Below are 20,996 nucleotides of genomic sequence, written 5' to 3'. Positions count from 1 at the left end.
GTCGAGACGGAGAGCAACAGACATTGACAGGCGATACTTCATTATATCTTCTGATCGCCATGGCGTTCGCGCTGGGTATACGCCACGGGTTTGATCTGGATCATTTAGCTACTATTGACGCCATAACCAGACATGTAAAAACTCATCACAGACTGGCAAGATGGACCGGCTTTTTATTTTCGCTCGGGCATGGGCTTGTTGTCATTGTAATAAGTGCCGTTGTTGGCGGTGGTCTTGTCAGGATGCACGCCCCGTTATGGCTGGAAGCCTTTGGAAACTGGGTGTCTATTATTTGTCTGCTTATCTTCGGCTCGCTCACGCTCTGGAATATATGGCCTCATAGCAGTATGTTACCCGTCGGTTTTAAATCTTACCTGTTTCAAAAGCTGGCCGGAAAGTCGTTTAACCCGTGGTTTATTGCGGCAACAGGCGCTTTGTTTGCCTTCTCGTTTGATACCTTCACCCAGGTGGCTTTATTTTCCATGTCGGCGTCGGTAACGGCAAATACCTTGTTTTCAATCATGCTCGGTATGGTTTTTATGCTTGGAATGATAGCGGCTGATGGTTGTAATGGTGTGATTGTATCCATGTTTATCCGGTTAGCTGATCAAAGGTCTTGTCTGGTTTCTCGAATCATCGGATTGCTTATCGCAGGATTCAGCCTGGTATTGGGATTGAATGGATTGGTCGGGCAACTGGTTGTTTCGTAAGTTCTGTAACTAAAAAAAATTGTACAATTTTTTTATAAAAATGCGGTAGCCCGTAAGGAGGCCTGCGGCCGTATTGCGGGTTCATGTGAGCGGTAATCCCCGCATTACGGCTTCACCTTCATGACGGGCTACAAGGCTAATTATAAGAGAGGAGGGCGGGTTGGGTTGTACGACAACCCAACCTGTCATTTTATCTTACCATCAGCTCCCTGGGGGCGTTGGTCAGAAACTCGCAACCGTTTTTTGTGACTACTACGGAATCGGAAACAAACGCGTCTCCCTTGCCGGTGCGCATCAGCCAGGAGAGCAGGTGAAAGACCATGCCTTCCTTGATGATCATATCCGATCCGTTTCGCAAACTGCGAGGAACGCCGGAACCGGACCAGCTGGGTGGAAAGCCGATACCCACCATATAACCACAATGATGACGGTGGTAATGTTCAAAACCGTATTTGTCGATAGTTTTTTTCCATACCTGGTACACCTCGTTGGCGGTCACTCCAGGCTTGATGGTGTCTACCACGTTTTGTTCGGCTTCGACACAGACGTTCGTCGCTTTTTCAGCGCCCGCGGAGGCTCGGCCTATATGGATAAGCCGTCCAGCCGGGGCATGATAGCGCCAATGGCAACCGGACATTTCAAGAAACAGTAAATCATCATCCTGCAAGATATCATCATCCCAGGTTCCGTGCTCATGATCCAGAGTTCGGGTTGAACGGATAAGAGGTGTGAACGCGGGATAGGTTCCGCCGCGCTGGATCATAGCCGAGTAGGCCTGGGCCGCCACGTTTTTATTTGATACGCCTTTGCCAGCCATGGCAATGGCGCTCATAATCATCGCATCGGTAATTTTACCGGCAAATCGGGCACATTCTATTTCCTGGGATGATAAAACGGCGCGACAGTCGTTGATTATATCGCCGGCGTCCGACCATTGAATATTGGGCATACCCTGTACAAAACCTTCCGCAATTTTATAGGGTAAAAAGGAGCTGTTTTTTTCAAAGGCTACGCGTGATGATTCCAGTCTCAATTCCTTCAACGCCATGCAGGTCACTTTGGCGGGATTGGTGTAATCAATGCCGGAGTCCTCATCAACGCGAACCGAGATACCCAGGCTCATGCTGGATGGCATCAGTCCGGCAGACTCCGCACCTTCCTTATAAGCGGACATGGTGATGTCCTCATTGATATTGGTCGCTTTTGGCAATGGTGCGACGCCGTCGTTATAAGGATAAAATTCTACGGTAGGAATGACCATATCCTTGACGATCATTTTTTCCATGGCACGCATAATCAAAACCGCTTTATCATGGGTGAGGATTAAGGAGGTGTAGGCAAAATAGCCTTGATGATTCAGCCCGGTAAGGTAATAAATATTTTCCGGGTTGGTAATAACGCAGGCATCAAGACCATTTTCCTCAAGCACCTTGCGTGCCCTGTTAAGGCGGGCTTCAAATTCCTGATCAGTAAAATAGCGCATAATTTTCCTTCCTAATGGCAATAGTGAGAAATTAAATTCAGTAAAAATGTTCGGTAACGGTTCATAGCTTCTATGGATACGGATTCGTTGGGTTGATGGGCCTGTTCCAGGTCGCCCGGACCAAAGACTACTGTCGGTATGTTTGCCTGCTGAAACAAGCCGGCTTCCGTTACAAACGGCGCTGTGGCCGTTTTGATGTCCCGGGGTAAAAATTCCTTTAATAATTCTATGATTTTTTCATTGCGATCGGCTGTTAGCCCCGGTACTTGTGACAGAATTTTATGCTCAATAGTGACTTTGGAATGACCGGTTATGTTTTGACTGATATGGGCGATTCCCTTATTGATCCCGGCGATGTCGACGGCGGGTATGGTTCGACATTCCCATTCCAGTTGACAGTGTTCGGCAATAATATTCACGGCATTGCCGCCGTGGATGGTTCCTGCGTTAAAGGTGGAGGCGGGGGGATTAAAGCGGGGATCTTCCTGTTCCGGAATGGTTGACGCCATGTCCCTTAAAAACTCGGCTGCTGCCAGGATGGCGTTGCTTCCCAGGTGCGGACAACTGGAATGGGCCGGTTTTCCGGTAAACGTGCTGTGAGTGACCTGCAAACCTTTATGGGCGTTTACCAACGCGAAATTGGTAGGTTCACCTATCAACGCGAATTGAATATTTGAGGCCAGCGTCTTTAAATACCCTTGCAAAGCCCTGGCTCCGAAGCATCCCACTTCCTCATCGTAGGTGAATACAAGATAGACGGGGTTGGTGAGCTTCCCGGGATCGATAGTGGTTATCGCGTCACAGACCAGAGCTATAAACCCTTTCATATCCGCAGTGCCACGGCCAGTCAGTGTGGTTTGTGTTTCTGTGAGTTGAAAGGGCGGGGTGTCCCAGGGTTGTCCTTCCACCGGAACCACGTCGGTATGCCCGGCCAGCATAAAACCGCCTGAAACATCAGGGCCAATGGTTGCTACCAGATTGGCTTTGGTGTGGTCATCATTATAAAAAATACGCGTTTTAAACGAGTATCCCTGTAAATAATTGTCCAGCCATCGTATAAGCGGCAGATTACTGTTACAGGATGTGGTGTCAAAGGATATCAATTGTGCCAGCAATTCCTTGTAACCGGGACTATTGGTACTCACGAAGAACCTCCTTTATCTTTTTCGCAAAAGCATGAACGGTCTCTTCCCTGGTGTCGTAAGAAGTCATCCAGCGAACGATGTGATGTCGCGATTGCCAGACTGCGAACGGAAACGACTGTTGCAAGGGAACAATGGCGGCAAAGGGTAGTCGGGCAAAAACGACATTGGTTTCGACTGGCATAACGATGTCGACGTCGTCTTGAACCAGTTCGGCCAGCAAGGTACTCATTTGATTGGCGTGACTGGCGTTTCTCTGCCACAGATTGTCATGGAATAGAGCGGAAAACTGGGCGGAAAGATAACGCATTTTGGAGCTTAGTTGCATGAATTGTTTCTGAATAAACGGGGTTCTGGCTGCCAGCTTGGGGTTAAAGATAATAACCGCTTCCGCCCCCATCAAACCGTTTTTGGTGCCCCCGAAAGACAACAAATCCACATCGCCATTCAGGCAAATCTCCTTGAGAGACGTTTGGAGACGGCATGCCGCGTTGGCTAACCGCGCGCCATCCACATGCAGCAACAACCGGTGTTCACGGCAAAACCTGGATAAGGCTTTTAATTCATCCAGGGTGTACACGGTTCCCCATTCTGTGCATTGTGAAATGGAAACCACTTTCGGTTGAATCCGATGTACCATATTGGTATCCAGTAAAAGCGGGGCAATGGCTTGTGGAGAAATCTTGCCTTGTTCCGTGGTGACCGGCAGTAACTTGGCTCCGAGAATAGCTTCCGGCGCACCGCATTCATCTTTGTACAAATGAGCGCTGTCGGCACAGATAACGGCCTGATGTGATTCAAGCACACTTTTTAACGCGATAAGATTGGCGGCGGTTCCCGTAGAAACAAAAAATACCTGGCAATCCTCGCCGAAATGTTTTTTCAAGTCATCCATGGCTTTGGCGGTCACGCGGTCGTGACCATACGCCGCTTCATGATTTTTATTGGCCTCTACAATGGCGGCAATGACCTCAGGGTGTGCCGGCGAGGCGTTATCACTGATAAAATGTTGCATTAATACATCCTTGCAGCCATAGTGACTGTCTTGGTTTCCGTGTATAAATCCAGGGACTGTTCGCCAAGCTCGCGCCCGCTGCCGGAATGCTTGAATCCACCAAACGGAGCTGCCGGATCCACGATGTTGTAGCAGTTGATCCACATGGTTCCCGCTTTAACTTTTTGTACAACTTTATGGGCAATGTCTATGTTGTTGGTCCAAACGGCACCGGCGAGTCCAAACGGGGTGGCATTGGCGCGAGTTATGACATCATCCACATCGTCGAAGGGTATGAGACTGGCGACCGGGCCAAAAATTTCTTCCCGGGCAATGGTCATGGCGTCAGTCACATGACTAAAGACCGTGGGCTCTATAAAATAGCCTGCCTCGCCATGTCGTTGCCCTCCGGCTACGCAATTCGCCCCTTGCTCCTTGCCCAGTTGTATGTAATGCATGATTTTATCAAATTGTGCCTCATCAATCTGGCTGCCGTGCTCGGTCTCTTTGGCAAACGGATTGCCAATGCGCCGTTGTCTGGCTTTTTGGGCAAACAGTTCCACGAATTGATTGTAAATGTTTCTGTGTACATACGTGCGACTACCCGCACAACAATTCTGTCCCTGATTCAGAAAAATGGCACCGTATGCGCCTTCAACCGCTTCCTCAAGATTCACATCGTCAAAAATAATATTCGGGCTTTTCCCTCCTAACTCAAAAGACAGGCGTTTCATGGAGTTTGCAGTGGCCTGTTTAATGATTTGGGCGGTTTTTGCCTCGCCGGTGAAAGCGATCTTGTCTATGCCCGGATGATGGACAATGGCTTCGCCGGTGCTGCCTGCACCGAAACCTGGCAAAATATTGAGGACGCCCTCAGGCATACCGGCTTCCAGAGCCAGCTCACCGGCGCGAAGCGCTGTCAGTGGTGTCTGCTCAGCCGGTTTTAACAAGGCGCTGCATCCGGCTGCAAGGCAAGGCCCCAGTTTCCAGGCCGCCATGGCCAGCGGGAAGTTCCAGGGAATAATCAAGCCGCAAACTCCGACCGGTTCCTTTTGGGTATAGGTAAAGAAATGGCCGGACACGGGAATGGTTCTGCCTTCGATTTTATCGGCCCAGCCGGCAAAATAACGAATAGTCGCCGCGGCACTCGGAATATCGTAACCCAACGCTTCATTCAGCGGTTTGCCGTTATCCAGTACTTCCAGTTTCGCCAGCTCTTCCTTATGGCGGTCAATCAAATCGGCCCATTTTAATAAAATATGGCCTCGTTCGCGCGCATCCATTTTACCCCATGGTCCCTGTTCCAATGCCCTTCGGGCCGCTTCGACCGCTTCGTCGACATCGGTTTGCCCGGCAAGCGCCACCGAGGTTATCACTTTTCCGGTGATGGGAGATACCGTCTCAAATGTTTTTTCAGAGCGTGACGGAGAAAATCGGCCGTTGATTAATAATCCTGTTTGTTTAATTTGAACAGTATGTTCATCCTGGAAATTTGTTGATGAACTATTATTCATTGCGACTCCTTGCTTGTTTTCAAGGGGGAAAGTTTCTCATCCATGGAGGTCAGTTTCAAGTTTGAAAACAAGCAATTAATACGAGTAGGTGCTTGTGTGTTTAACAGGTTGCCTGCTAAATTGTTTTTCTTTTATAAAAAACATAGCCAGAATAAAACTGATTATAATGCTGACAGGCATTAGAACAAGCCCGTTATAGTAATTGGTTAATGTGTAATGATAGGAGAGGTTTCCGGCGGTATTTAGCAGATAGGAACGCTCAATCAAGTAACTTGACAGTGGTTGTAAAAAAGCGCCGGAAAGAATGACGGCCGTATTATTAAATCCTACGGCGACACCACGACAATGCTCGGGATTAGCCTGCTGAATTTTAACGAAACTGATGGGTTGTGCGGCGGTAGAAAATCCAAGAAAAAATAAAATGACTTTGTAGGAAGCAGTGGAATACAAATGTCCATTAAGTAATAAAAGGCTGGCAATAAACCCTGCGCCAGAGCAAAGTAACATTAAATTTTTAGGGCGGTTAACCCGATTGGCCAAATAACCAATACAGGGACTGCCAATGGCGATGCCTAACCAGGTGTAGGAAAACAGATAGGTCGCGTTCTGGATAGAAAAAGACAGTTTTTCAGCCAGAAAAGCAGGTCCCCATAAGGTCGCGGAGATAGTGATAGGCCCCCAGGAAAAGAGGGCGTACAAAACAACGGGATAAGAGCGTGGATTTAAGGAAACCGTTTTTAGTTGCGCAAGCAAGGTGTCGTTTCCTGATGATGTTTTAGAGTAATTAACCGGGTTTTTCGGGGTGTCTCTAAGAAAAAAATAAAACAGGATTGTGAGTCCTATGCCTACATAACCAAAGAGCACACTGAGCGCTCGCCAGGTGATGTTTTCGGATAAAAAAGCCAGGAATTGCTGGCCATACATGGCTCCCAGACAGGCTATAAATTGCAGCAATCCGTAGAGAAAAGCCCACTTTCTTATCGGAAACCAATTGGCAATGAGTATATAGGCGCCAATAAAGGCAAAGCCGCTGCCAACACCAACGAGAAGGCGCAGGCCAAATAAAATTTTGAAGTCATGACTTGCTGCAAACAGCAATGTGGCGGCCACGCATAAAAACAGGGCGCAAGTCAAAACCATTCTGGGTCCGAAACGCTGGATAATGGGGCCAGACAATATCTGAACAGGCGCGTAACCATAGAAAAATGCCGAAGACAGCAAGCCAAACGCATTGGCCGAGCAGTTAAATTCGGTTAAAAGCTGATGGGAAAGCGGACTTAGTTTGACTCTCAGGATGTATTCGTAGGCACAAAAAGCTGCGGCTAACAGAAAAATAAACCAGGCGTATTTTTGTCCGTCTCTACTCATGCAAATCAAAACCTCGTCATCCCTGTTCGGCAAAACGGCCATCCAGGCCGTATCGTCATAAACCGCACTCCCAGTTATTTTTTACGCTAAAGCAAATTGAATAAAAAAACAAGGTTGGTGTCCGATCCTGCGTAGATATCTATCTCAGGGCGCAAATGCGGCTATTTCGCCACTCAATTACCCACATTTTTGCTTCAATGAGTAAAATGACAACACGCCCCGGCCTCTGTACCCTTATCTTTAATATTACAAAAAAATCGTAGCCCGCAAGGAGGCCTGCGGCCGTATTGCGGGTATCCTGTTGCAATATTGTGCCGGTAGAACAGGTGGGCGCCTAGGTAAACGTTATCCCGCATTTCGGCTTTGCCTTCATGGCGGGCTACAGGAAACTGGTTTTTAGATGAGATAAGCACACAGAGCCTAATCGAAGGCATCGTAATTTTGTTACTATTTTCATGCCTGGGGTTACGGTAAACGTTGTCCTTGTGGCAGAATGAATTGGTGCTAATTTTCCGGCAGGATGCTGACGTGTACCAATCCGGTATTAATAAACATTGTTTTTGTATCTTCCTGTTATTATGTCTGAGTCTGACAGGCTGCATGCTTGGACCCGATTTTCATGCCCCGCGAGCGCCGCATACCAAACAATATATCCAGGGACAAAAAACCGGGCAAACGACAAGCGTTCCGTCGGCGGGAGCAGCAGGTAAAGCACAACACTTTCATCCCGGACAGACGATTCCCGCGCAATGGTGGCGAGTATTCCATTCTTCACAGTTAAACGCGCTCATTAAGGCGGGATTGAAAAATAATCCTGGTCTGGCGGCAGCCAAATCAGCCCTGGATGAGGCGCAACAAAATTATTTTGCTCAAATCGGTACGTTATTTCCCAGTGTCACGGGTAATTTTTCAGCAGAAAGGCAACGGTTCAGCTCCGCCCAGTTTGGGGGGACCAGTAGCGGCGTTATCGGTTCACGAACCTTTAATCTGTATAATGCGAATGTTGCTGTTGCCTATACCCTGGATGTCTTCGGTGGTCTTCGCCGTCAGATTGAAGCGGCAGGCGCTCAGGTCGATTATCAGCAATTCGAACTGGAGGCGGCTTTTCTTACCCTGTCGGCCAACATTGTCACCACCGGAATTACCATCGCGTCTTTACAGGGCCAGATTGCCGCGACCCATGATTTGATTCAATCACAGGAAAAAACACTTGCCGTAGTTAAACGGCAGTTGTCACTGGGCGGTGTTTCGGAGGCGGATGTTTTATCACAGGAAAACCAGTTGGCGCAAACCAGGGCGCTGTTACCGCCTTTAAAACAAAATCTGGCGCAAAATCAACATGCGTTGTCCGTACTGGTCGGGGAGCTCCCTGCTGAAAATCTGTTGTCGACATTAAAACTGGACCATTTGCACCTGCCTTCGGATTTACCCATAGGCATTCCATCGCTGCTGGTAAGACAACGCCCGGATATCAGAGCTTCCGAAGCCTTGTTGCACGCGGCCAGTGCCTATATTGGCGTTGCTACGGCCAATTTGTTTCCCCAGATTACCTTAACCGGTAATTACGGTCAGCAAAGCACTACACTAAACACCCTGTTTCAACCGCAGAATAATATATGGAATATCTCCTCTGCGGTAGCGCAACCCATTTTTCAGGGTGGGTCATTGATCGCGCAAAAAAGAGCGGCGGTTGCGGCTTATCAGCAGGCTGCCGCGCAATATCGGGAAACGGTGCTTCTATCGTTCGGCAATGTCGCGGATGTGTTGCGAGCCCTGCAGCATGACGCGCAACTGCTCAAAGCTCAGCAGGCGGCGGAAGTGGCTGCCCGCAAATCCCTGAAACTGACGCAAAAACAGTTTCGCCTTGGCGGTGTCAGTTATTTGAATTTATTAACGGCGCAGCAATCCTATCAGCAAGCCCGCTTAAACAAAATACAGGCTCAGGCTTCACGATTTACAGACACGGCAGCCTTGTTTCAGGCTCTGGGTGGTGGATGGTGGAACCGCCCTTTATTGAGTTGTAATCTTGATGTGGCGTGCAACACACAGCAATACAAGCCGGAGAATTTCGGGAGATCATGAGAATGATGCAAAAAAGAATGATAATCATGCTTGTCGGAGTTGCCATTTTGTTTGGCGGTATTTTTCTTTACAAGGGAATCATGGGGCTGATTATTAAAAAGGCTATGAAGAGCCAGGAGCGAATCATCTCGGTCAGTACCATGAAAGTTGGCTACTCCTCCTGGACACCTGAAACGTCTGCATCAGGCAGTTTAAGGGCGATCCGCGGGGTTAATGTGACCACGGAACTTGCCGGCATGGTACAAACCATTCACTTCAAACCCGGTTCTTCCGTCCGGAAAAACGATTTACTGGTACAGCTAAACGCCGATAATGAAATTGCCCGCCTGCATTCGCTACAGGCTAATGCGGCACTGGCCAGGACAACCTATCTGCGGGACAAAGCCCAATATGCCGTTCGTGCAGTCAGTAAACAAACGCTGGATAATGATGAGGCCAACCTCAAAAGTTATCGGGCACAGGTTGCCGAACAGGCGGCTATCGTCGCTAAAAAAACGATACGGGCTCCTTTTTCCGGACGTCTGGGTATCAACAACGTCAATCCTGGTCAATACGTCAATCCCGGAGACAGTGTCGTCATGCTGCAAACCCTGGATCCGATTTATGTTGATTTTTTTGTGCCGCAACAGTCTATTGCCAAGCTTCAAGTGGGGCAGGCTGTTGTCTTGACGACCGACGCTTTCCCGGGCAAATCGTTTAGAGGAAAAATCACTACCATTAATCCGGCCGCCGATGTCGGAACCAGAAACATCGGGGTGGAGGCGACCATAGCCAATCCGGACGAGGCTCTTTTGCCGGGGATGTTCGGGCATGTCACTATTCCGACAGGCAAACCGTCGCCGTTTCTGACCGTACCACAAACGGCAATCAGCTTTAATCCCTATGGCAATATTGTTTATGTCGTACGTCAATCCGGCAAGGATAAACAGGGCGATCCTGTTTTGACAGTCAAACAATACTTTGTCATGACCGGAGAAACCCGCGGTGAGCAGATTCAGATTCTAAAAGGCTTGAAGGAGAAGGACGAGATTGTAACCAGCGGCCAATTGAAACTTAAAAACGATAGTCGTGTCGCTATTAATAACACGATCAAACTTCCTGATAATCCATCTCCAACATTGCGCGATAATCATTAAGGATCAGGTTATGCGGTTTACGGATATTTTTATTAAACGCCCTGTTCTGGCTACCGTCGTAAGCCTGATGATACTGGCGTTAGGCGCCCGCTCCCTGAGCTCTTTACCTGTTCGCCAGTATCCTTACACCGAAAATGCCATTGTTACGGTTTCCACGACTTATACGGGGGCGGATCCTTCTATCGTTGCGGGGTTTATTACCACGCCTTTGGAAAACGCGATAGCCCAGGCGAACGGCATCGACTACATGACGTCAACCAGTAATAATAACGTCAGTACGATAACCGTGTACCTGCGTTTGAACTATGACGCCCAGGAGGCGCTTTCCGACATTAACACCAAAGTCAATTCCGTGCTTAATCAATTACCGGAAAACACCTTGCTTCCGGTCATTACCGTGCAGATAGGACAAACCATTGATTCCATGTATATCGGTTTTTACAGCGATATGCTGGATACGACGCACATCACCGATTATCTTGTCCGGGTTGTCCAGCCGCAAATTCAAGCCATAGAAGGTATACAGGAAGCCGAGTTTAGAGGCGACAGGCAGTTCGCCATGCGGATCTGGATTGATCCTGACAAATTGGCCGGATTTGGCTTAAACAGCAGGGATATAGCGAATGCTCTGGCTAATAATGATGTCATTACGGCGGCGGGACGAACGGACGGCAGCATGTTTACGGTTAATCTGGCAGCTACCACCAATCTGACTACCGTGGAACAATTCCGCAATATGATTATTAAAGCGGAGAATGGCGCCATTATTCGCTTAAAGGATGTGGCCCGTGTCGCAATGGGATCGACCAATTATGACACGGCGGTCAGTTTTAACGGCAAGCGGGCTGTTTATATAGGAATACTTTTAACCCCGAATGCAAATCTTTTGAGCGTAATCGCTAAAGTAAAAGCGCTTTTCCCCTCTATTCAACAACAATTGCCGGAGGGCTTACAGGCTAAAATCGTTTATGACTCAACGGAATTTGTCAACAGTTCCATACATGAAGTCATTATGTCGCTTCTGGAAGCGTTGTTTATAGTCACCGGTGTTATTTTTATATTTCTGGGTTCATTACGTTCCGTCATCATACCCCTGGTTACGATTCCCTTATCGTTGATTGGTTCGTTTTTCATAATGCTTCTTCTGGGGTATTCCATCAATCTTCTGACCTTGCTCGCACTGGTTCTTGCCATTGGTCTGGTTGTCGACGACGCTATTATCGTGGTTGAAAATATCCAGCGTCACATGGAAGAGGGAGCCTCCAAATTACAGGCGGCGTTGCAAGGTGCCAGAGAGCTTGCCAATCCAATTATTGCCATCACCATCGTATTAATTGCGGTTTATATTCCGATTGGTTTTATGAGCGGTTTAACCGGTGCCTTGTTTACGGAGTTTGCGTTTACCCTCGCAGGGGCGGTTACCGTATCAGCCGTCGTTGCCTTGACATTATCCCCCATGATGTGTTCCAAATTGCTGAAGTATACGCATAATCAACATAGCGGCGGACATTCGTTTATAGCATGGATTGATCGCCAATTTGAACGTCTGAAGAACAAATATCATCGTGCTTTACACGAAGCGCTCAATTCTTTGCCCGTGATAGCCGTGTTTACCATTCTTATTCTGTCAAGCATTTATTTTCTGTTTACCACCGCGAAATCCGAACTGGCGCCCCAGGAAGATCAGGGTGTCATCATCTCGCAATTGACGGCGTCGCCGAACGCGACCCTGGAGCAAACACAGCTTTTTTCCAATGCCGTAAATAAGGTTTATCGTTCTTTTCCTGAAACGGAACGGATATTCCAGCTGGATGGTATCAACGGCTTGAACACCAGTATCATTGGTATGGGGCTTAAACCCTGGGACAAACGGGAACGAACGTCTAACCAGTTACAACCGTTGGTGCAGGAGAAGCTGGATAACATTACCGGCGGTATTATTGCGGCATTCCAGTTGCCGCCCTTGCCCGGCGCACGCGGTGTTCCGATTCAATTCGTCGTTGGCACCACCGATTCCTTTGAGCGCCTGAGCGAGGTTAACCAGGCTTTGCTGGCCAAGGCCCGCGAAAGCGGCAGGTTTGTATTTCTGGATACGGATCTCAAGATCGACAAGGCGCAAACGCGCATTGTACTTGATCGTGACAAATTATCCGAATTCGGATTAACGATGCAGGATATCAGCGGTGTATTTACCGGTTCACTCAGCCAGGCCTATATCAATTATTTTGATTATTCGGGGCGTTCCTATCAGGTTATTCCGCAAATGAAACGGGAAAAACGGCAAAATGCCAGTCAGATTCTGGATTATTACATCAATACGGCAAGCGGTACGCCCATCCCTCTGTCGACGGTGGCCAAACTGGAAACGAAAATTGTTCCCGAATCACTCAATCATTTCCAGCAGTTAAATTCCGCTACCCTTTCCGGGGTGCCTTTCCCGGGTGTCACGATGGGGCAAGCTCTGGATGATTTGAAAAGTATGGCTAAAGAGATTCTCCCACAAGGATATACCATTGATTATGCCGGACAGTCGCGGCAATTTGTGCAGGAAAGAAGTACGTTGCTGGTTATTTTTATTTTTGCCATGATTATTATTTTTCTATCGTTGTCGGCACTTTTTGAAAGCTTTCGTGATCCGCTTACCATATTAATCAGTGTGCCTCTGTCGATTTGCGGTGCCATGATTTTTATTAGTCTGTCCGTTGGCGGGGCGAGTCTTAATATCTATACGGAAGTAGGCCTGATAACCTTGATTGGTTTGATCAGCAAGCACGGCATATTGATTGTCCAGTTTGCCAATGATTTGCAAAGGGAGGGCAAGAAAAAACGTGAAGCGGTTGAAATGGCCGCCAGCATCCGGCTTCGTCCGATTTTAATGACTACCGGTGCTATGGTTTTGGGCGTTGTGCCGCTTATCATGGCCACCGGTGCAGGCGCTGTCAGCCGTTTTAATATCGGACTGGTGATTGCGTCCGGCATTGGTATTGGCACCTTGTTTACCTTGTTTGTTGTTCCGGCTATGTATATGTTCCTTGCTGCTGATCACGCCAGACATCAGGCAGCATAAATGGAATATGGCCAAACTATTATAAAATAAGTATTATTTTATCCTTATTGCAAGGAGAGGCAATTACAATGAGAATTTCAGAAATTGAAACATGTTTGCAAGCCTATGATGAAAAGAAAGGCTGGGGTCGTTCCTTGCTCAAGGAAGAACCGCATGTTGCCGAGTTAAGGGCGCTTTATGAAAAAATCAGGCAAGATAGGGATAGATCATTAACGTCGGACGAATTACTGGATCTGGTAATCATCTGTCTTGGTAAAAAAAACTGGAATGGCTCGGCAAGCAGCGACTTGTTTCTTGATCTTTTTAGCCGTCTGGGCGGTAAAGAGGCTTATCAAAGTCTATATGATAAGGGGTTGTTAACTGCGGATCATGTGGCAAGAATAGAGCGTGTCGCCATGATCTATACAGAACAACTGGCCGAACTTATTATTTTTTTTGAAGAGTACTCGCCGGAGAGTGTGATACTTCTTGACGAACTGGATAATTATTTACTGTGTAATAATACGGACAGGTTGAAAAGCCTGGCCGAGGACGGATTACTGTGCGCTGAAGCGATACGGATGATGGGAACAAGGGGTTCCCAGGCCTATAAGCTCTTGCTTCTGCAGGAATTACACCGTCTGGGATTTTATAATGCCGGGATTCTTGCTGAAGTGGTTAAAGATACTGATGATAAACGGATCAGTACTCTTTATGCGATACTGAGGTGTCTTGGGGAGTCAAATTGTGAGTTATTGACTCAGGAAAGCGTCATGGCCGTTGTGACGCTCGAAGGGAACCGGATTTTTCCTGTAAAGGAATGGATTTCCCGCCTGGCTTTGCGAGACCTGTTATCACAGGATAATTTTAATATTCTGTTGACAGTCGGTAAACGGGTCAAACCGGAAACAGGAAAACATTATGAACTCAACGCGTTAGAGGAGGTAGCATTAAATAACGTGCTGGACTGTTTCAAAAGCGCCAAATGGAATTTGACGCGTTATCTTGAGGCGCTCATGCTGAGTGACGTTCCTTATCAATTATATCTTGGTACAAATGAATTAAGAAAACTGCCTTTATCACCTGAACAGGCAGAGAAGGCTCTGGATGCGTTGTTCCAGGAACCCCATCAACACGAATTGCTAATCAAACATATCCAATTGTTGCTTGATAAGGATTTTTTTCATGACGGGGCGTTGAATTTCCTTACAAAACATGCCGAAAATCAGGAGTTGGCAATCATTTTGTTGGGTGTCCTGGTAAAATATAACTGCTGCGATGAAGACACATTGGCTTTGCTCGATGAGAAGAAACTGGTGAATTTAGCGACGGTGGAGGCTCTGGAAACTCTGGAGAAAAACGAGTTTCTTGACGTATACGGCATCACGATGTTGTTAAAAGAGCCTGAGCACATGTTTCTTGCTGCAACGAACTTGTCAAATAGCGCCAAAGATGCTCTTGACCATGACAATTCGGCAGAACAAGAGAACGTGGCGGCTTCTGAAACAGTCGGAAGAACTGTTTTTGCCAATAAGCCGACCCAGGTTTTTTTCAGTCCCAATCCCAATCCTCGTGAGATAGCGGACTATCCTTGTGAGACCGCGCTTGGCAGATTTATGGAAAACGTTGCCTGGGATGATGATACGGGATCCGACGACGACTTATCACCAGTTTCTTTCAATTTTACAAGTTGGTGGCCACAGTAGTACCACTTCCATTTAGTTTTGACAGGCGCCTGTCAAAACTAAATGGAAACAGTACCAGATCGGTTGGGTGAATCATGCAAACAGCCTTAGGCGGTTTCCCTTCTACCAAATCACACAACGAGGGTTATTGACCATAGGGCTTTGTTCCGGTAGTGCAAAGGCCTTTTGAAATTGCGGCATGTTGGCAAAGCTGCCGTTCACCCGATAGCGTGCCGGTGGATGTGGATCGACTGTAATCAGGTAACGCGCCTGTTCAGGTCGAATATTGGCCGCCCAGACGTGCGCTGCGCCAAGAAAGAATTGCTGATCGGGTGACAGACCGTCTATGGTGCGGGCTTTCCTGTAATGGTCGGAATGGTGCAACGCGTGGAAAGCCAACGTTAATCCGCCCAAATCCGCTGTTGCCTCTCCCATAACAAGTTTGCCTTGTACGGCCAGGCCATCGATCTTATATCGCGAAAATTGTTCTGCGATACAGCTTGTCGCTGCCTGGAATTTTTTTAAATCCGTAGCTGTCCACCAGTTTTTCAAATTACCATGGCCATCGAATTGCGCGCCCTGATCATCAAAGGCATGGGTCATTTCATGTCCCATTACAAAGCCTATGGCGCCATAATTAACGGCGGCAGGAGCCTTGGGATCAAAAAAGGGCGGTTGCAGAATTCCGGCTGGGATGTTCAGGTTATTCATGGACGGATCATAATAGGCGTTGATGGTCTGGGGCGGCATGGCCCATTCGCTTCTATCCACCGGTTTGTTGATTTTATCCAGATCACGCCGGACTAGAAATTCATTGGCGCGTATTATGTTGAGAACATAAGGACCGCGGTCAATGTGCAGGCTGGAATAATCCCGCCACTTATCCGGGTAGCCGATGCGCTCTTCCATCAGATCCAGCTTTTTCAGGGCGGCAAGCCGGGTTTGCGGGGTCATCCAGGCCAGTTGCCGTAAATCCCGCTGCAAGGCGCGCCGGACGTCATGCAATATATCCAGAGCCGCTTGCCGCGATGATGGCGGAAAATAACGTTCCACGTATAATTTTCCTACCGCGAACCCCAGAGCCGCGTTTTCAGTTGCAACAACCCGTTTCCAGCGGGGCAATAGTTTCCTGGTGCCGGTTAAGGTGCTCACCATACGAAAATTCTGATCGACGAAAGGCTTTGATAAATAAGGGGCGAACGCGTCGATAAGACGCCAGCGTAAATAGGTTTGCCAGGCTGTTATCGGTACGGTGCGTAATTGTTCATTCATGGTTTTAAAAAAATCGGGCATAGCCAGATTAACGTGTTTTATGTCTGGTCGTCCCATGGCAGTGAAATACTGCGCCCAGGAGAAATCAGGTGTGATTTTATTCAGCTGTTTGCGATCCATTATATGATAAATGGCATTGGGATCACGCTGGGCGATTTTGGACATCGACGCTTTGGCAAGGGCCGTTTCAATGTTTAAAACCGTTGTCGCTTTTGTCGCTGCCTTCCCCGGCTCATCACCGAGCAACACAAACATTGCGGCTATGTGGTGGAGATAAGCGTCACGGATGGCCCTGAATTTTTTATCCTGTTTTAAATAATAATCGCGATCAGGCAAACCAAGACCGCCCTGGGACAGGATGCCTATCATGCGGGTACTGTCCTTGAAGTCCTGCATGCTGGAAAAATCAAAAAGAACATCGACGCCAATTTTTTGCAGATAAGGAATGGTTTGTTGCAAATCCCGCTTGTTTTTTATAGCGGCAATACGGGCGAACACCGGTTGCAGGGGTTTTACACCCTGCTGATTAATCGTTTTTTCATCCATGCCGCTGAAATAAAAATCACCCACTTTTCGTTCGATGCTTCCAGGCTTCGCCTGTTGGTCATTTGCAGCGTTGATCATCAGTTGATGAATGATCTTCTGAACTTTTTCCTGTAATACATTGAAGCTGCTCCAACTGGGGTATTCAGGCGGAATGGGATTTTGTTTTTGCCATTCTCCGTTGGCGTAGGTATAGAAATTCTCGCCGGGTAAGATTTTGGGATCCCGCCAATCCAGATGAAGGCCGGCAATGGAATGCGAAGCTGTTGTCGTTGTACCGTGGGCAGGATAAATAATCGTTAGCAAAGCGGTATAAAGTATCAGGATAGATCGCATCATCGTAAGCTCTTTCCATTTCGTTTTGTTCGGTTGACCTGTTGGGTTCGGTGCATAGATAGTCTTATTCACAAAACCAAGTATAGATGAATTATATAACGTATAGAAGCCGGTGATCAGGCGTAACCATTGAGACAATCAAGCCACGCGCCACATACGGGAAATCCCTGTATCATGTTCCCGGCATTCATTTTACTATACTATTTTTATTCTTGAATTATTATGCAATCCTTTAGGGCGTGTCGCCATGAGATGTATTGGCTGCATGATAACAATCCGGAGGTTGAAGCGAGTGAGTGAACAAAATTCATTTGGGGTCGCAAATCCCTTGCAACAGGAACTGGATCTTGCTATCGCTCTTTGTCGTGAAGCAGGCAGTGTTGCGCAAGAGATTCGGTCAAAGGGTTATGACGTTCGCGAAAAGGAAAACCATCATGGCCCGGTAACGGAGGCCGACCTGGCCGCCAATACGTTGTTATTACAAGGTATAGCGCGGGTTTTTGGTAACGATACCATCGTTTCGGAAGAGGCGCCTGTTGTCGGTGCCGTCGATGCCCGGCATCGTGTCTGGTTTCTGGATCCCATTGATGGTACCAGGGAATTTATAGCCGGTCGGGAAGACTGGTCTGTTATGGTGGGACTTGCCATTCAGGGGCGTCCCCGGCTTGGCGTGGTTTTTCAACCGGATACGGATTGTCTTTATTTTGCGGTTCATGGTTGCGGAGCATTTCGTGTTGTGTCGGGTGAAACGACTCGTCTCAAGGTACGAGTGGTTACAGACATTGAACAGGCTATTCTGATTCAATCCCACAGCCACTGGAGCCAGGAGGTGGAGGAATTCGCCGGAAAGCTTGGGATCACTCAAACGATAAAATACGGCTCTTTGGGGCTTAAGCTGGCTTTGATTGCGGCGGGTAAGGCCGATCTTTACTGTAATTTCTCGAGACGCTGTCATTTATGGGATTTATGTGGGCCGGAAATGATACTTTCAGAAGCGGGCGGACGCGTTTTATCGGTGTCAGGAAATGATATGTTATATCCTGCCCATGATCCGGTAATAAGAGAACGTTTTTTGGCCGCGCATGCTGATTTATCCACTCGACTGGTACCTCAATCATTTAAGTCAGGCGATATTTGTTCCTGACAAGGCGCGAGGACGTGTTTACTAACGAGGTTTTTATGGATATTCAACTATTTGCCTTGAATGCCTCCCGGGAATGGGGCGAGAAAATCACCAGTCATTTTCCCGAGATATGTCTTGCTGGCCACGAGGAGACGGATTTTGAGGATGGCGAGCATAAGACACGATCACTTGTGAATGTACGTGGGCGTCATGTCTTCGTGGTGCAATCGCTTTATAGTGATGATGAACAAAGCGTCAATGATAAATTATGCCGTTTGTTGTTTTTTATTGGTGCTCTGAAAGACGCTTGTGCACAACAAATTACGGCGGTTATCCCTTATTTTGCATACGCGCGTAAGGATAGAAAAACAAAGGACAGGGATCCGGTAACCATGAAGTATATGGCGCAACTGCTGGAGGCAGCCGGTGCCAATGCCGTCCTTACTATGGATATTCATAATTTGTCCGCATTTCAAAACGCGTTTCGGATCCCGACGGATCACCTGGAAGCCCGGGTTTTGTTTGCGCCCTATCTTGTCAAGCAATTGGCTGGCGAAGACATTGTTGTTGTTTCCCCGGATGTTGGAGGTGTAAAACGTGCGGAACAATTGCGAGAAACGCTTGGTGAGCTTACCGGACGAGAGATAGGCAAGGCTTTTCTCGATAAAAAAAGAAGCTCCGGCGTGGTAAGCTCGCGGCAGGAAATTATCGGTTCCGTGCGAGATCGTACCGCTGTTATTATTGATGATTTGATTAGCACCGGAAGTACGATAGAGCTTGCGGTTGAAGCTTTGCATAAGCAAGGTGCTCGTAAAATTCTGGCCTGTGCCACCCATGGTATTTTTGTAGGCAAGGCCAATGAGATTCTTGCCAATGATGATCTCGATCAAATTATTATTACCAATACAATACCTCCTTTTCGACTGGATAAGCATCTTTTGGATAAAGTGGTTGTTCTCGACGCAACCCTGTTGTTTTCAGAAGCTGTAAGACAATTACATGCTGGCGGTTCCATTGTAGATTTATTACAGGAGTATTCGGGAAGACGTCTTGCTATCAATGGCAAATAATTGTGGAATAATCGAAATATTTACGGACTTTTTCATGCCACTTGTCTGAATCGTGGGTTCTTGGATCCTCAATGTGCCATATGGATAGTTTTGCCCGTAGACTGGCGCGGCAGCTTTTATAAAATAAAAATAGATCGGATGAAAAAACATCCTGTGACGCCTTTTGATAGGTGTCGCAAAAAAAATCACCGATATCCGGGCGCCCCAGCAAGTCACATTCAATAAATAAATAGGCCAGTTCCTCAACCGGATCCATCATGCGTAAATCCAGGCTGAATTCCAGTCTGTCGATAATGACAGGTGGTGAGGCAAGGCATATATGTTCCGGCCGTAAATCGCCGTGACATTCAATAATTTTTCCTCTCCTTACCCGCGTGAGGATATCATTTGACAGCTCTTTTAGCCGGTTTTTCTGAGCACGGTATATTTCTTCAACCAGAAATGGTTCAAGTCCGTACCCGGGTTGACTCAGCGTTTTTTTGTTTTCCAAAAGGGATTGTTCCAGACGGTGTAAAAATGTTTCGGGTTTTACTGAGGCAGGAGTGGATTGCTGATAAAAACCGGTTAACATAGAGGCCGATTTTTCCAGTAAATTGTTATCAATGCGGTTGTTGATAATGGCTTGATCGAGTGTTTTTTCACGGGGAAAGCGCTGCATTTTCACCATCCATTCCGCTGTTTTTCCTTTTGCAAAACTGCCAACAGGGTAAAACTGGTGTGGTTTCCCTTCTATTAAGGGAACAACGTCTCGATAGATATCCGCTGCCAGAAACTGATTCAGTTTCAGTTCTCGCAAGCAAGCCAAATGCCGTTGTTGCAAGCTGATCATATTCATATAGGGCAGTAAAACGGGTTTTTTAAGCTTGTAAGCGTGATTGTTGGTTAGAAAGACCCAGGACATATGAGTTTCAATACTTTCCACTGTTGTGCACTCTTCAAGATACGACGTCGGACTCGTTAAAAACTCGACCTTTTCCTGTAAGGATTGCCAGAGTGCGTCCTGCTCATGTCCATTCATAACGCGTCATTATTTTGTTCGTAAGGTTAACACGTCACAAGTCGCGTGGTGAACGATGGCATTTGCTGTGCTTCCCAGAAAAGCGGGCAGATGATTGGGCGCATGACTGCCGATAATAATCAAGTCGCAATCCAGTTCCCTGACTTTGCTGAGAATGATTAATTTGACAGAGCCTACCTCAACATGCTGTCTTTCTACAGGAATATTCAAGGCGTCACCCAGAACATTCATGACCGTTTTGGCGTCGTCTTTAACAGGAGTGGCCAGTTCTGCAAAACCAAGGCCTTGTGCCAACTGCAATGATGCCGGCGGTTCAATCACGTGAAGCAGGTGCAGGGTCGCTCCAAAACGGCTTGCGATATCAGCGGCTTGTTCACAGGTTCTGAAATGATTCTCTTTTAAATCGGTGGCATGCAGTATATTGGTGTACACGATTGAATTCCCTTGCGTTTGTTAAGTACCCGGGCAAAACGT

The 20,996-nt window shown here is 47.4% G+C and carries 15 protein-coding genes; 7 read left to right on the top strand and 8 right to left on the bottom strand.

What is annotated here, in order from left to right; genetic code table 11:
• Window positions 1–23 precede the first annotated feature (23 nt).
• On the top strand, window positions 24–710 hold the full coding sequence (locus CKW05_RS08210; RefSeq protein ID WP_274519687.1) for a HoxN/HupN/NixA family nickel/cobalt transporter: 687 nt from the start codon (window positions 24–26) through the stop codon (window positions 708–710).
• 190 nt (window positions 711–900) lie between these two features.
• Here the strand turns inward: CKW05_RS08210 and CKW05_RS08205 are convergent, their stop codons facing one another.
• From CKW05_RS08205 to CKW05_RS08185, 5 genes are all read right to left on the bottom strand, one after another.
• On the bottom strand, window positions 901–2,193 hold the full coding sequence (locus CKW05_RS08205; RefSeq protein WP_058484297.1) for a M24 family metallopeptidase: 1,293 nt from the start codon (window positions 2,191–2,193) through the stop codon (window positions 901–903).
• Between the two features lie 11 nt (window positions 2,194–2,204).
• Window positions 2,205–3,338 (bottom strand): acetylornithine deacetylase, encoded by a 1,134-nt coding sequence (argE, locus tag CKW05_RS08200; protein ID WP_058484298.1) that lies wholly within the window; start codon window positions 3,336–3,338, stop codon window positions 2,205–2,207.
• Window positions 3,325–4,350, bottom strand: a complete 1,026-nt coding sequence (locus CKW05_RS08195) for a threonine aldolase family protein (RefSeq protein WP_058484299.1) — start codon at window positions 4,348–4,350, stop codon at window positions 3,325–3,327. The genes argE and CKW05_RS08195 overlap by 14 nt, the downstream gene beginning before the upstream one ends.
• Complete coding sequence (locus CKW05_RS08190) at window positions 4,350–5,843, bottom strand: aldehyde dehydrogenase family protein (RefSeq protein WP_058484300.1); 1,494 nt, start codon at window positions 5,841–5,843, stop codon at window positions 4,350–4,352. Before CKW05_RS08190 ends, CKW05_RS08195 begins: the two co-directional genes overlap by 1 nt.
• A gap of 75 nt (window positions 5,844–5,918) precedes the next feature.
• Complete coding sequence (locus tag CKW05_RS08185) at window positions 5,919–7,211, bottom strand: MFS transporter (RefSeq protein WP_157737718.1); 1,293 nt, start codon at window positions 7,209–7,211, stop codon at window positions 5,919–5,921.
• Between the two features lie 600 nt (window positions 7,212–7,811).
• On the opposite strand from CKW05_RS08185, the gene CKW05_RS08180 reads away from it, so the two are divergent.
• From CKW05_RS08180 to CKW05_RS08165, 4 genes are all read left to right on the top strand, one after another.
• On the top strand, window positions 7,812–9,293 hold the full coding sequence (locus CKW05_RS08180; RefSeq protein ID WP_082642834.1) for an efflux transporter outer membrane subunit: 1,482 nt from the start codon (window positions 7,812–7,814) through the stop codon (window positions 9,291–9,293).
• A gap of 2 nt (window positions 9,294–9,295) precedes the next feature.
• Complete coding sequence (locus tag CKW05_RS08175) at window positions 9,296–10,429, top strand: efflux RND transporter periplasmic adaptor subunit (RefSeq protein WP_331712927.1); 1,134 nt, start codon at window positions 9,296–9,298, stop codon at window positions 10,427–10,429.
• A gap of 10 nt (window positions 10,430–10,439) precedes the next feature.
• Entirely contained in the window at window positions 10,440–13,496 is a 3,057-nt protein-coding gene (locus CKW05_RS08170; RefSeq protein ID WP_058484303.1) for an efflux RND transporter permease subunit, read from the top strand.
• A gap of 68 nt (window positions 13,497–13,564) precedes the next feature.
• Window positions 13,565–15,181: a hypothetical protein gene (locus tag CKW05_RS08165; protein WP_058484304.1), complete on the top strand. Its 1,617-nt coding sequence runs from the start codon at window positions 13,565–13,567 to the stop codon at window positions 15,179–15,181.
• 102 nt (window positions 15,182–15,283) lie between these two features.
• Here the strand turns inward: CKW05_RS08165 and CKW05_RS08160 are convergent, their stop codons facing one another.
• Window positions 15,284–17,314, bottom strand: coding sequence for a M13 family metallopeptidase (locus tag CKW05_RS08160; RefSeq protein ID WP_058484305.1), 2,031 nt, complete (start codon window positions 17,312–17,314; stop codon window positions 15,284–15,286).
• A gap of 289 nt (window positions 17,315–17,603) precedes the next feature.
• Between CKW05_RS08160 and CKW05_RS08155 the strand changes: the two genes are divergently transcribed.
• On the top strand, window positions 17,604–18,455 hold the full coding sequence (locus tag CKW05_RS08155) for a 3'(2'),5'-bisphosphate nucleotidase CysQ family protein (RefSeq protein WP_058484306.1): 852 nt from the start codon (window positions 17,604–17,606) through the stop codon (window positions 18,453–18,455).
• A 35-nt stretch (window positions 18,456–18,490) separates the two neighbouring features.
• On the top strand, window positions 18,491–19,504 hold the full coding sequence (locus tag CKW05_RS08150; protein WP_058484307.1) for a ribose-phosphate diphosphokinase: 1,014 nt from the start codon (window positions 18,491–18,493) through the stop codon (window positions 19,502–19,504).
• Here CKW05_RS08150 and CKW05_RS08145 read toward each other — a convergent pair.
• Window positions 19,491–20,522 (bottom strand): phosphotransferase, encoded by a 1,032-nt coding sequence (locus CKW05_RS08145; RefSeq protein ID WP_058484308.1) that lies wholly within the window; start codon window positions 20,520–20,522, stop codon window positions 19,491–19,493. The two genes, CKW05_RS08150 and CKW05_RS08145, sit on opposite strands and share 14 nt — an antisense overlap.
• Before the next feature lie 9 nt (window positions 20,523–20,531).
• Window positions 20,532–20,954, bottom strand: coding sequence for a universal stress protein (locus tag CKW05_RS08140; protein WP_058484309.1), 423 nt, complete (start codon window positions 20,952–20,954; stop codon window positions 20,532–20,534).
• Window positions 20,955–20,996: the final 42 nt, after the last annotated feature.

The sequence above is a fragment of the Legionella spiritensis genome (assembly GCF_900186965.1).
GTDB classification, from domain to species: domain Bacteria; phylum Pseudomonadota; class Gammaproteobacteria; order Legionellales; family Legionellaceae; genus Legionella_C; species Legionella_C spiritensis.
This window is presented reverse-complemented; position numbering and strand designations above follow the sequence as displayed.